At 72.5% G+C, this 12,885-nt stretch carries 10 protein-coding genes; all 10 read right to left on the bottom strand.

Annotated elements, in window-relative coordinates:
• Positions 1-124: 124 nt before the first annotated feature.
• Genes CWN80_RS03000 through ftsL form a run of 10 tightly spaced genes read right to left on the bottom strand, consistent with a single transcriptional unit; the run spans position 125 to position 12,884 of the window.
• On the bottom strand, positions 125-868 hold the full coding sequence (locus CWN80_RS03000; protein ID WP_007925277.1) for a cell division protein FtsQ/DivIB: 744 nt from the start codon (positions 866-868) through the stop codon (positions 125-127).
• Positions 865-2,307 (bottom strand): UDP-N-acetylmuramate--L-alanine ligase, encoded by a 1,443-nt coding sequence (murC, locus tag CWN80_RS02995; protein WP_128276857.1) that lies wholly within the window; start codon positions 2,305-2,307, stop codon positions 865-867. The genes CWN80_RS03000 and murC overlap by 4 nt, the downstream gene beginning before the upstream one ends.
• Complete coding sequence (gene murG / locus CWN80_RS02990) at positions 2,300-3,412, bottom strand: undecaprenyldiphospho-muramoylpentapeptide beta-N-acetylglucosaminyltransferase (RefSeq protein ID WP_007925280.1); 1,113 nt, start codon at positions 3,410-3,412, stop codon at positions 2,300-2,302. The genes murC and murG overlap by 8 nt, the downstream gene beginning before the upstream one ends.
• Positions 3,409-4,683 (bottom strand): putative lipid II flippase FtsW, encoded by a 1,275-nt coding sequence (ftsW, locus tag CWN80_RS02985; RefSeq protein ID WP_128276856.1) that lies wholly within the window; start codon positions 4,681-4,683, stop codon positions 3,409-3,411. Before ftsW ends, murG begins: the two co-directional genes overlap by 4 nt.
• 2 nt (positions 4,684-4,685) lie before the next feature.
• The gene (gene murD, locus CWN80_RS02980; RefSeq protein ID WP_007925289.1) at positions 4,686-6,203 is read right to left on the bottom strand and encodes a UDP-N-acetylmuramoyl-L-alanine--D-glutamate ligase; all 1,518 of its coding nucleotides are present in this window, start codon (positions 6,201-6,203) and stop codon (positions 4,686-4,688) included.
• Positions 6,182-7,264 (bottom strand): phospho-N-acetylmuramoyl-pentapeptide-transferase, encoded by a 1,083-nt coding sequence (mraY, locus tag CWN80_RS02975; protein ID WP_128276855.1) that lies wholly within the window; start codon positions 7,262-7,264, stop codon positions 6,182-6,184. The genes murD and mraY overlap by 22 nt, the downstream gene beginning before the upstream one ends.
• Positions 7,261-8,667: a UDP-N-acetylmuramoyl-tripeptide--D-alanyl-D-alanine ligase gene (locus CWN80_RS02970; RefSeq protein ID WP_040880710.1), complete on the bottom strand. Its 1,407-nt coding sequence runs from the start codon at positions 8,665-8,667 to the stop codon at positions 7,261-7,263. Before CWN80_RS02970 ends, mraY begins: the two co-directional genes overlap by 4 nt.
• Entirely contained in the window at positions 8,664-10,202 is a 1,539-nt protein-coding gene (locus CWN80_RS02965) for a UDP-N-acetylmuramoyl-L-alanyl-D-glutamate--2,6-diaminopimelate ligase (RefSeq protein ID WP_007925294.1), read from the bottom strand. The genes CWN80_RS02970 and CWN80_RS02965 overlap by 4 nt, the downstream gene beginning before the upstream one ends.
• Before the next feature lie 11 nt (positions 10,203-10,213).
• Positions 10,214-12,340: a peptidoglycan D,D-transpeptidase FtsI family protein gene (locus tag CWN80_RS02960; RefSeq protein ID WP_128276854.1), complete on the bottom strand. Its 2,127-nt coding sequence runs from the start codon at positions 12,338-12,340 to the stop codon at positions 10,214-10,216.
• Between the two features lie 13 nt (positions 12,341-12,353).
• Positions 12,354-12,884 carry a cell division protein FtsL gene (gene ftsL / locus CWN80_RS02955; RefSeq protein ID WP_007925296.1) on the bottom strand — a complete coding sequence of 177 codons (531 nt, stop codon included), beginning with the start codon at positions 12,882-12,884 and terminating at the stop codon, positions 12,354-12,356.
• Position 12,885 lies beyond the last annotated feature (1 nt).

Raw genomic sequence — 12,885 nt, 5'->3', positions numbered from 1 at the left:
GGTGGTGCCTCACCCCGAAAGCTCAAGGTGAACTTCAGGGTTACAGTTTGGTCACGCTCGGTGTGCGGGTGACGTTATGCGGCCCGAGCCGCATGGGCAAACGCTGCACCCGCGTGTCGCCACACTACCCGCTCGTGACGGGCGTGTCGGGGGCCGAGACGTCGATGGTCTTGGCCTTCTTGGCCTGGAGGATCCGGATGACCTCGACCTTGACCTCCGGCTTCGACCCGTCGCCCCAGATGATCCGGGTCGAGCCCAGGCGGAAGCTGATCTGGTCCGCGGAGTCGACCCGGACGTCCTTGACCTTGGAGCGCATCTCCGCGGGCAGCGCGGCGAGCATCCCCTGCGCCGCCTTGACCCCGTGGCCGGACACCTCGGCGTCGTCCTCGGCCGTCACGGTGGGCACGTCCTCGGGGGCCGAGGTGACGTGGCGGATGACGACCCCGTCGAGGTCGAGCAGCTCGAAGTCCCGCTCCCCGCGCTCGACGGCGAGCGCCGGGACTCTCGACGTCACCTTGAGGTTGAGGGTGTGCGGCCAGCTCCTCTCGACCGTCACGTGCGCGGCCCCGGGGACCTCGTCGGTGATCCGTCGGGCGAGGTCGTCACCGTCGACCCGCACGAGCGGTCGGCCCACCTGCTCGTCGGCGATCCGCTCGATGCTCGCCGCGTCCGCAGGGTCGGCCCCGGTGACGCTCACCTCCCGGGTGTCGAGCAGCGAGGAAAACCCGACCGCCCACGCCAGGGCGATGGTGACGACCACCGCGACCACGACGAGCAGCCACCGCCGGACCCGCTGGGTGCGCGCGTGCGCCGCTCGCTCGGCAAACCGCTCCTCGGTCGCCTCCCGCGTCCCGCTCCCCCGACTCATCGACGCAGTGCCTCGAGCAACCTCGGGCCGAGGTGGGTGACGTCGCCGGCCCCCACCGTCAGGACGAGGTCGCCGGCACGCGCCTGCGCGGCGACGGCCGCGACGGCCTCATCGGTCCCGACGACGCGGACGGAGCGGCCTGCTGCCTCGAGGGGAGCCGCGATGAGCTGGGAGCTGACTCCGGGCACCGGGTCCTCGCGCGCTCCGTAGACGTCGAGCAGCAGCACCTCGTCCGCCGGCTCGAGACCGGCCGCGAATCCCTCCGCGAAGTCGCGCGTGCGCGAGTACAGGTGCGGCTGGAAGACGACGAAGAGCCGGTGCTCACCCGCGATCTCCTTCGCGGTGCGCACGACCGCCTCGACCTTGCCGGGGTTGTGCGCGTAGTCGTCGACGACGCTGACGCCCCGGGCCTCCCCCTTCGTCTCGAAGCGCCGGCGGGTGCCGCCGTAGGCCGCCAGCCCATCGAGCACGGGCTGCGGCTCGAGACCGAGTCCGTGGACCGCGGCGGCGTAGGCCGCGGCCGCGTTGAGCAGGTTGTGCCGGCCGGGCACGGCGATCTCGAGCTCGCGCCGCTGCCCGCCCTCGACGAGGGTCACGCCGGCCCGGGTGCCGTCGAGCACGGGGTCGACGAGGCGCACCTCGGCCTCCTCGGCGAAGCCGTAGCGCAGCACCCGCACCCCGGCGGCTGCCGCCCGCTCGGCGAGCCGGACGGACCCGGCGTCGTCGGCGCAGGCGACGAGCAGCCCGCCCGGGGCGATGCTCTGCGCGAACTCGAGGTAGGCCGCCTCGACCGCGGCGAAGCTGCCGTAGAAGTCGAGGTGGTCGGGCTGGACGTTGGTGACGATGGCGACCTCGGGCCGGTAGGCGAGGAAGGAGCCGTCGGACTCGTCGGCCTCGATGACGAAGGGAGTCCCCTCCCCCAGCGCCGCGTTGACCCCGTGCGTCGACAGCTCCCCGCCGAGCGCGAAGGAAGGACGCTGCCCGCTCTCGAGCAGCGCGACGGTGAGCATCGAGCTCGTCGTCGTCTTGCCGTTGGCCCCGGCGACGGCCACGCCGGTCTGCTCACCGATGACGGAGGCGAGGGCCTGGCTGCGGTGCAGCACCCGCAGCCCTCGGCTGCGCGCGGCGGCGAGCTCGGGGTTGTCCTCGCGGATCGCCGACGAGACGACGACGGTGTCGGCGCCCTCGAGGTGGGCGACGTCGTGGCCGACGTTGACCCGGGCACCGAGCTCACCGAGACGACGCAGCAGCGGCGAGTCGTGGGCATCGCTCCCGCTGACCGGCACGCCGGCGTCGACGAGCAGCCGGACGATGGCCGACATCCCGGCGCCGCCGGCGGCGAGCACGTGCACGGAGCCGAGGTCGGCGAGGGGCACACGGGGGGCGAGGACGTCGAAGCGCTCGTTGCGCGGCACGGGCGGCAGCACGGACTCACTCATGCCGGCTCCCGTCGACCCACGCGGTGGTCACCATGTCGGCCAGGGTCTCGTCGGCATCCCGGTGGCCGACCGACGCCGCGGCGCGGGACATCTCGCGGATCCGCTCCGCGTCCTGCAGCAGCGGGACGACCTCCCGCGCGACCCAGCCGGGGTCGACGTCGGCGTCCTCGACGAGCAGTCCACCACCGGCGGCGACGACGCCGGCGGCGTTGAGCCGCTGCTCGCCGTTGCCGATGGGCAGCGGCACGTAGACGGCGGGCAGCCCGACGGCCGTCAGCTCGCACACGGTGTTGGCGCCCGAGCGGCAGACGACGGCGTCGGCGGCCGCGTAGGCCAGGTCCATGCGGTCGACGTAGGGCATGACGACGTAGGGCACCGACTCGTCGCCGCCGAGGGCGACGAAGTCCTTGCCGGCGCCGGTCGCGTGGAGGACCTGGATACCGGCATCGCGGAACGTCGCGACGCTCGCGGCGAAGGCGTCGTTGAGCCGCTTGGCGCCGAGCGAGCCACCGGTGACGAGCAGGACCGGCAGGTCGTCGCGCAGGCCGAGCCCCGCGCGTGCCTCGGCCCGGGTGGCCTCGCGGTCGAGGGCGACGATCTCCGGGCGCAGCGGCATCCCGATGACCCGGGCACCGGCGAGCTTGGTCCCGGGGAAGGTCACGCCGACGTGGTCGGTGAAGCGGGCCCCCACCTTGTTGGCGATCCCTGCCCGCGCATTCTGCTCGTGGATGACGATCGGCACCCCGGCCTTGCGCGCCGCGAGATAGGCCGGCGTGGAGACGTAGCCACCGAAGCCGACGACGACCTGGGCGTCGACCTGCTCGATGGCCCGACCAGCGGCCGCCACCGCACGTCGCAGGTTGACCGGCAGCCGGACGAGGTCACCGGAGGGCCTGCGCGGCAGCGGCACCTTGGGGATCGTCGCGAAGTCGTACCCGCGCTCGGGCACCAGCCGTGCCTCGAGGCCCTCGCTCGTGCCGAGGGCCAGGATCTCGACGCCGGGGTCACGGCGACGGAGGCAGTCGGCGAGGGCGAGCAGCGGCGAGACGTGTCCCGCGGTGCCACCTCCCGCCAGCAGGATGCGTGAGGGGCGGTCGGGCGTCATCGCGTGGATGTCCTCCTGCTGGGGAACCGGGCGAGCAGGGCGCGCGCCCGGGAGGGCTTGGCCGCGATCATCTCAGAGCAGCCCGGCTCGGCACGAGCGAAGCTCAGCAGGATGCCGACGGCGAGCATCGAGGTGACGAGCGAGGACCCGCCGGAGGAGACGAAGGGCAGCGGCACGCCGATGACGGGGAGCATCCCGATGACGGCGCCGATGTTGATGATCGCCTGGATGAGCACCCAGGTGCAGATGCCCGCGGTGGCCAGCCGCACGAAGTAGTCGTCGGTGCGGGTGACCAGCCGCAGTCCGGCGAGGGCGAAGCTGGCGAAGAGCAGGAGGATCGCCAGCGTGCCGAGCAGGCCGAGCTCCTCACCGATGATCGCGAAGATGAAGTCGTTGTACGGCTCGGAGAGCCAGCCCCACTTCTCGCGGCTGGCCCCGAGGCCGACGCCGAGCCAGCCCCCGTCGGCGAGGGCGTAGCGGCCGTGGACCGACTGGCGGCAGATGCCGTAGAAGAGCTCGGTGCCGGGGGCGCACTGCTCCGGGTTGAGCCAGACGTTGATCCGCTCCATCCGGCTGTTGCCGAGGGTCAGCGCGGCGTAGCCGAGCACGGCGAGCACCCCGAGCCCGGCGCCGAACCAGCGCAGCGGCACTCCCGCGGCGAAGAGCATGCCGACGACGATCGCGACGATGACCATGGCGGTGCCGAGGTCGTGACCGAGCATGACGAGCCCGACGATGACCAGCGCCCCGGGGAGGACGAAGGGGATGAGCGCGTGCTTGATCGAGCCGAGCAGCGCCTGCTTGCGCTCGAGGACGAGCGCACCACCGAGCACGAGGCCGATCTTGGCGATCTCGCTCGGCTGGATGGACAGCGAGCCCACCCCGATCCAGTTGCGGTTGCCCTGGAAGCCGAAGCCGAGGGGGGTGAGGACCAGCCCGAGCAGGACGATGGAGGCGAGGACCGCGGGCAGGGCGAAACGCTTCCAGAAGGCGACGCTCCGCCGCGAGGCCCACCACAGCGCCAGCCCCCCCGCGACCGCGAAGACGAACTGCTTGAGGAAGATCGTGAAGGAGCTGTCGTTTTCTCTCAGCGAGACGATCATCGAGGCCGAGAGCACCATGACCAGGCCGATGCCGACGAGCAGGCCGACGACCCCGAGCAGGAGGTAGTAGGTCGTCATCGGCGACTCGAAGCGCGCCGCCCACTGCTCGAGCCGGGTGCGAGCCGATCGCGCGCCGGTGCCGCGACCGGTTGCTGCGCTGCTGCTCACACTCACCCCTCCTGCAGGTAGCGATCCACCGCGTCGGCGAAGGCGTCTCCGCGGGCTCCGTAGTTGTCGAACATGTCCATGGACGCCGCCGCCGGGGCGAGCAGCACCACGTCTCCCGGCTGGGCGAGTGCCCCCGCGTGCCGGACGACGAGGTCCATGGCTCCAGTGTCCGTGGCGGCGACGTCGATGACGGGGACATCCGGCGCGTGTCGGGCGATGGCGGCGGCGATCTGCTCGCGGTCGCGCCCGATGAGCACGGCGCCCCGCAGCCGGTCGGCCGCTGCGGCGACGAGCTCGTCGACGTCGGCCCCCTTGAGCAGCCCCCCGGCGACCCAGACGACCTTGGCGTAGGCGGTGAGGCTGGCCTGCGCGGCGTGCGGGTTGGTCGCCTTGGAGTCGTCGACCCAGTGCACCTCGCCGGCGGTGGCGACGTGCGCGATGCGGTGGGGCTCTGGCTGCCAGGCCCGCAGCCCGTCGCGGACGGCCACGGGCGGGACGCCGTGGGCGCGGGCGAGCGCCGCGGCGGCGAGGGCGTTGGCGACGAGGTGCGGGGCGACGCTGGGGGCCTCGCCCTGCAGGTCGGCGAGGCTGCCGAGCTCGGCCGCCGTCGTGGCGCGGTCCTCGACGAAGGCCCGGTCGGCGAGCACGTCCTCGACGAGCCCGAGCATCGAGGGCCCGGGGCTGCCGAGGGTGAAGCTCACCGCCCGGCACCCCTCGACGACGTCGGCCTCCTCGACGAGGCGCCGGGTCGCGGGGTCCTGCTCGTTGTAGACGCAGGCGATCTCGGTGTTGGCGTAGACCTTGCCCTTGGCGGCGGCGTACTCCTCGAGCGAGCCGTGCCAGTCGATGTGGTCCGGTGCGATGTTGAGGCAGGCCGCGGCACGCGGGCGAAGGGAGTGGCTCCAGTGCAGCTGGAAGCTCGAGAGCTCGACGGCGATGACGTCGTAGGGCTGGGGGTCCTGGACGAGGTCGAGCACCGGGGTGCCGACATTGCCAGCGCTCGCCGCCCGCAGGCCGGCGGCCCGCAGCATGGAGGTGAGCATCTGCACGGTCGTCGTCTTGCCGTTGGTGCCGGTGACGAGGAGCCAGGGGGCTCCCCCTTCGCGCGGCCGCATGCGCCAGGCGAGCTCGACGTCGCCCCAGATCGGGATGCCCGCGGCGGCGGCCGCGGCGAGCAGCGGCTGGTGCGGCGGCCATCCGGGCGAGGTGACGACGAGGTCGATCTCGTCGGCCGGCACGGGCAGCGCGGTCTCGGCTCCGTCGCCGAGGTGCAGCTCGGCGTCGAGGACCTCGAGGATCTGGGCACGCTGGCCCATCGGGGTGCCCTCCACCGGGGTCTGCGCGTCGACGACGCGCACGTGGGCGCCGTGCTGGATCAGGGCGTCGGCAGCGGCGAAGCCGGAGACCCCGAGGCCGGTGACGACGACCCGCAGGCCGGCCCAGTCCGCCTCGTGGGAGGTCAGCCCCGCCAGCCGCTCGTCGTGGGAGCGGGCCCGGGTCACGGCGTCCCCACGACCCATTCGGCGTAGAAGATCGCCAGGCCGCCGGCGACGAAGAGCCCCGCGATGATCCAGAAGCGGATGACGATCGTCACCTCCTGCCACCCGAGCAGCTCGAAGTGGTGCTGCAGCGGCGCCATCCGGAAGACCCGCTTGCCGGTCGACTTGAAGGAGGCGACCTGGATGATCACCGAGAGGGTGATCGTCACGAAGAGCCCGCCGAGGATGACGATGAGCAGCTCCGTGCGCGAGAGGATCGCCAGGCCGGCAAGACCACCGCCGAGCGCGAGCGAGCCGGTGTCGCCCATGAAGATCTTGGCCGGGGAGGCATTCCACCAGAGGAAGCCGAAGCAGGCGCCGGTCGCGGATGCGGCGACGACCGCGAGGTCGAGCGGGTCACGCACGTCGTAGCAGTTGGCCACGGGGCTGATCTGGCAGTTCTGGTTGAACTGCCAGATCGAGATGACGACGTAGGCGCCGAAGACCATGACGGAGGACCCCGTGGCGAGCCCGTCGAGACCGTCGGTGAGGTTCACGCCGTTGGACGTGCCCGCGATCATGAGGTTGGCCCAGAGGATGAAGAGGATCGTCCCGATGACCGGCCCGGCGAAGGCGAGGTCGATCGCGGTGTCGCGGACGAAGGAGATGCTCGTCGACGCCGGTCGCCGCAGGGCCTCGTTGGGGAACTGCAGCGCGAGGATCGCGAAGATCACGCCGACGGCGGTCTGACCGATGAGCTTCTGCCCTGACCGCAGCCCGAGACTGCGCTGCCGGCTGATCTTGATGTAGTCGTCGGCGAAACCGACGGCGCCGAGGCCGACCATGAGGAAGAGCACGAGCAGGCCGCTGACGGTCGGCGGGTGCCAGGTCACGACGTGCGCGAGCGCATAGGCGATGACCGTCGCGAGGATGATGACGGCGCCGCCCATCGTCGGGGTGCCGCGCTTCGTGTGGTGCGAGGTGGGGCCGTCGTCCCGGATGAACTGCCCGTACCCCTGCTTGACGAGGTAGCGGATGAACATCGGCGTCCCCAGCAGGGCGACGACGAGGGACAGGACGGACGCGATGACCACTGCCTTCACGAGCGGGCCTCCCTCTGGATGATGCGGTCTCCGAGCCACCGTAGCCCGGCGTCCCGACTCGACTTGAACAAGGCGACGTCCGGCACGGCGAGCTCGTCGGCGAGCACGGCCTCGGCGGCTTCGGCGTCGTCCACGACCCGGACCCGCACGTCCTCCCGCGGGCCATTGTCCTTCGCCCCGGTGGCGATCGGCGACGCCGACGCGCCCACGACGAGGATCTCGTCGAAGCCGAGGTCGGTCGCCTCGCGCCCGACGGCGGCGTGCAGCTCGTCGGAGGTCTCCCCCAGCTCGAGCATCGCACCGAGGACCGCCCAGCGGCGCCCGGTCGTCGCCATGCCGGCGACGCTGCGCAGGGCCGCGGACATCGAGTCGGGGTTGGCGTTGTAGGCGTCGTTGACGACGACGACGCCGTCGTCGCGGCGGGTGACCTCCATCCGCCAGCGGCTGGCGGGACGGGCCGCGGCCAGTGCCGGCACGATCTGCTCGAGCGTCATGCCGGCGGCCTGGGCAGCGGCGATGACGGCCAGGGCGTTGCCGACGTGGTGGCGGCCGACGAGGCCGAGATCGACGCGGGCCGTGCCGAAGGGGGCGACGACGGTGAAGGAGGGGCGTCCCGTCTCGTCGACGGTGACCTCGGTGGCACGAACGTGCGCGCCCTCCGCCTCGCCGACGAGCACGACCCGGGCCGAGGTGCGGTCAGCCATCGCGGCGACGAGCTCGTCGTCGGCGTTGAGCACGGCGACCCCGTCGGCAGGCAGGGCGGCGGGCAGCTCCCCCTTCGCCTGCGCGATCGCGTCGACGGAGCCGAACTCGCCGACGTGGGCGTGCCCGACGTTGAGCACGATGCCGATGCGGGGCGGGGCGATGCGCGTGAGGTACTCGACGTGCCCGATGCCGCGGGCACCCATCTCGACGACGAGGTGGGCGGTCCGGGGCGTGATCCGGCAGACCGTGAGCGGCACGCCGACCTCGGAGTTGTACGAGCCGACCGGCGCGACGGTCTCGCCGTCGGTGGCCAGCACGGCGCCGAGCAGGTCCTTGGTGCTTGTCTTGCCGGAGGAGCCGGTGATCCCGATGACCGTCAGGTCGGGTCGGGAGTCGACGAGGTGTCGTGCCAGGGCGACGAAGGCGGCCTGCTCGTCGTCGACGACGACGCAGGGCAGCCCGTCGACCTCGCGGGTGGTCAGCGCGGCGACGGCGCCGGCCGAGGCGGCACCGGGCACGAAGTCGTGCCCGTCGGCGCTCTCGCCGACGCGGGCGACGTAGAGGCTGCCGGGGCCGGCCTCGCGCGAGTCGGTGACGACGGGGCCGTCGACGAGCAGCGCGTCGGCCTCGGCCACGGTGCATCCGTGGAGGCGCCCGCCGGTGAGGTCGGCGACGGCGCCCAAGGTCATGGGGATCATCCGGTGGCACTCCGGCGGTCGAGGGCGGCCCGCAGGACCGTCCGGTCGTCGTGGTCGCGGACCTCGCCGCGCACTTCCTGTCCTTGCTCGTGGCCCTTGCCGAGGACGGCCACGGTCGCGCCGGGGCCGGACTCGTGGGCGATGGCGACGGCGCGCTCGATGGCGTCCACCCGCCCGGCGACGATCTCGAGCCGAGCCCGCGAGCGGGGCCACACGCCGTCGGCGACGGCGGCACGGATCACCTCGGGGTCCTCGTCACGCGGGTTGTCGTCGGTGACGACGACGACGTCGGCGTGCGCCGCCGCGGCCGCCCCCATGCCGGGGCGCTTGCCCGGGTCCCGGCTGCCGCCGGCACCGAGGACGACGACGAGCAGGCCGTTGGTCTGCGGGCGCAGCGCGGCCAGGGCCGCGCCGACGGCATCCGGGGTGTGCGCGAAGTCGACGATCGCCAGAGGCAGCTCGTCGGAGGGGGTGCTCGGAGCGACGATCTCCATCCGGCCGGGCACCTCCGGGCGGGTGAGCACGGCCTCGGCGACCTGGTCGGCGGGCACACCCGACTCGATGAGCGCGACGGCGGCCATCGCGGTGTTGACCCGGTTGAAGTCGCCGGGCAGGGCCGACTCGAGCCGCACGGTCTCGTCGCGTCGGGTGAGGCGCACGAGCGGCTGCCGGGGGTCTCCCCCGATGACCCAGTCGGCCTCGGCGTCCAGGCGCGAGGTCACGGTCGTCACGGGGACGCTCGCCTCGCGGGACAGGCGCTGGCCCCACTCGTCGTCGATGCAGACGACGCCGCGGCGCGAGCGCTCGGGGGTGAAGAGGCTGGCCTTGGCCCGGAAGTACTCCTCCATGGTGCCGTGGAAGTCGAGGTGGTCCTGGCTGAGGTTGGCGAAGAGGGCCACGTCGTAGACGACCTCGTCGACGCGGTGCAGCGTGAGCGCGTGGCTGGAGACCTCCATGACGCAGGCGTCGACGCCGCGCTCCCCCATGGTCGCCAGCAGCGCGTGCAGGTCGGTCGTCTCCGGGGTCGTGCGCACCGACTTGATCCGCTCGCTGCCGATGCGGGTCTCGATCGTCCCGATGAGCCCCGTCGTGCGGCCGAGCGCCTCGAGCGCCGAGACCATGAGGTAGGCCGTCGTCGTCTTGCCGTTGGTGCCGGTGATGCCAAACATCTTGGGCCGTCGGGCGGCGCTGTCGTAGACCGCGGCCGCGACCCGGCCGAGCACGGTGCGGGGCCGCTCCACCTCGACGAGGGGCAGCTCGACCCCCTTCGCCCGGAGGCGGGAAACCCCGTCGGCATCGGTGAGGACGGCGACGGCGCCGGCCGCGAGGGCCTGGTCGACGAAGTCGGCGCCGTGGGCGCGGGCCCCGGGGAGGGCGGCCCACAGGTCGCCGGGCTGCAGGGTCTTGGTGTCGAGCGAGACGCCGGTGACCTCGGTGGCCAGGTCACCGTGGGTGAGCCGGGCACCGTCGCCGAGGAGGTCGGCGACGGTGTGCAGGGTCAGCGGGCGGACCCGCTCTGGGCGAGGAAAAGACACGTCGGCCGACCCTACCCGTCGCCGGGCGTACCCCGGTCCTTCAGCAGACCCGGGGTGTCGTCGGCCGGTCGCTTGGACAGCTTGGTGCGCACCTTGGGCGCCTTCTCGTCCTGCGGTGTCGGCGGGACCTTTTCGTGCTGGAGTGCGTAGGTCATGACGTCCTTGAAGACCGGGGCGGCGACGGTGCCGCCGTAGTAGCCCTTGATCGGGCGCTGGAGGATGACCGAGACGACGAGCTGCGGGTCGTCAGCCGGCGCGAAGCCGATGAAGCTCGCCGTCTTGCCCGAGTACCCGCCCGTGCGCGAGTCGTACCGGTCGGCGGTGCCGGTCTTGCCGGCGACCCGGTAGCCCTCGATGCGGGCCTGCGGCGCGGTGCCCTCCTCGGAGACGACGCCTTCGAGCATCCGGGAGACCTCGTTGGCCGTCTCCTTGGAGACCGCCTGGGTGCGCGTGCCGGCCGGCGCGGGGTCCCACCCGCCCTGGCCGTCACTCACCTCCTTGACGAAGGTCGGGCTGATCCGCACGCCGTCGTTGGCGATGGCCTGGAAGACGTTGGTCACCTGGATCGCGGTCGTGGACACACCCTGGCCGTAGGTGATCGTCGCCCGCTGGGAGCCGTTCCACGTCTCCGCCTTGGGCAGCAGACCCGCCGACTCCCCCGGGAATCCTGACCCGCTCGTCGACCCGAAGCCGAACTTGCGCAGGTACTCCTCGAGGGTCTTGGGCTCCATCGTCTCGCCGATGAGGATCGTGCCGGTGTTGCTCGACTGCGCCAGGGCCCCGGCGACCGTCCGGTACTCGTCGGGGTGGGGGTGCGAGTCGTTGAGCGTGCGGTTGCCGCGGTTGACCGACCCCGGGAGGATCATCGGCGTCTCCGGGGTGATCGTGTCCTCCTCGAGCCCCGCCGCGACGGTCATGATCTTCGACGTCGAGCCGGGCTCGAAGACGTCGCTGAAGGCGAGGTTGCTGTAGACGCCCTTGCCGTCCCCGAGGTTGTTGGGGTCGAAGGTCGGGTAGGACGCCAGGGCGACGAGCTCACCGGTGACCCGCTGGACGACGATCGTGCCCGAGAGCGCGTCGGTCTCCTTGACCTTGTCGGCCAGGGCATTTTGCGCGTACCACTGGATGTCGTTGTCGATCGTCAGGCGCACGTCCTTGCCGGCCGTGCCGGAGGTGACGTCGTCGGAGGCATTGGGCAGGCGCGAGCCGTCCTGCGCGATCTCGTACGTGGCCTGTCCGGGCGTGCCCTTGAGCACGTCGTCGAGCTGGAGCTCGAGGCCACCGCCGGCGCTCTGGTCCTGCGGCTGGACGAAGCCGACGAGCGAGGCGACGGTCGTCGACTGCGGGTAGGTGCGCTGCGAGGAGCGCTCGGAGTAGATGCCGGGGATGCCCAGGGCGTTGATCTTGCGCCAGGTGAGCGGCGAGATGTTCTTGGCCAGCGGCCGGTAGCGCAGGTCGCCGGTGAGCTTGGGCTCGATCTCGGAGGCCGGGTCGCCGAGGATCTCGGCCAGGTCCTCGGCCGCGCCCTCGACGCCGACGGTGGTGCGCTCGCCGTCGACCGTCTTCTTGTACTCGGGCACCGCGGTCTGGTCGACGATGACGGTGCGCCGCTCCTGGCTCTGCGCGAGGACGGTGTTGTTGACGTCGTAGATCGTGCCGCGGTGCGCCGGGATCGCCTCGGTGTGCGTCCGCTGACGCAGGGCGTCGGCGGCGACCGCGTCGGAGTCGAAGCCCTGGATGCGCAGCAGCTGTGCGGCGAAGAGGCTGAGCACGATGAGCGAGACGACCATGAGGGCGCGCATGCGGGCGCGCGGGCTGCCGACGGCTGGGGTGGCCGTCGCCGGTCGCGTGGCCGGTCGGGTCGACGAAGGGCGTGGTCCGCGCGTCGGTCGGGTGGCCGGGCGGGACGCCGCGGGGCGCGAGGCGGTCGTGCGCGCGGTCTTCTTCGCGGCCGCCTTCGTCGCGGGTGGGGGTGCCGAGGTCTTCTTCGCGGAGGCCTTCTTCGCCGCCGACGTCTTGGCCGCCGATGTCTTGGCCGCACCCTTCGGGGCGGCCGTCTTCTTCGCGGCCGGCCCGGGGCGGGCCGAGCGCGTGGGCCGGCCCGTGCTCCGGGGGTCCTCGGGTCGGCGCTGGCTCACCGCGCTCCCCCTCTCAGTCCTTGGTCGAGCTGCTGCTCTTGGTGCTGCTCTGCTTCTTCATGCTCTCGTCGGCGGTCTTCTTCGTGCTCGTCGAGCTCTTGTCCGCCTCGTCCGCGGTGCTCGTGGCCGCTGCTCCCACCGTAAATCCGTCGGGCTTCTCGGCCACCGTCGCCACGCCGAGCACCTTGCCCTGGTCGACGTCGATGAAGGCCGCTGACTGGGCCGGCACCATGCCGAGCTCGTCCGCGCGGGTCGCCAGGTTCTGCGGCGCGGACTTGGCGTTGATCGACTGGGCGAGGGAGTCCTCGGTGTCCGCGAGGCTCGCCGAGCGGGCCTCGAGCGCGGAGACCTTGAAGGAGTCCTGGGCCATCGAGGTGTTGAGCCCGAGCACGGCGGCAAGACCGGCGAGCAGGAGGGCGACGCACAGGACGGCAAACCACGGCGACCCGGACCGGTCGGCGGGCGTGACGACCTGCAGCGAGGCGCGCTCCCGACGGGCCGGGGTTCGGCGGGCGACGGTGGTGGCGACGGTCGACTGGCTCATC

Origin of the sequence: Janibacter hoylei PVAS-1 (assembly GCF_004025845.1) — a bacterium.
GTDB lineage: Bacteria > Actinomycetota > Actinomycetes > Actinomycetales > Dermatophilaceae > Janibacter > Janibacter hoylei.
This window is presented reverse-complemented; position numbering and strand designations above follow the sequence as displayed.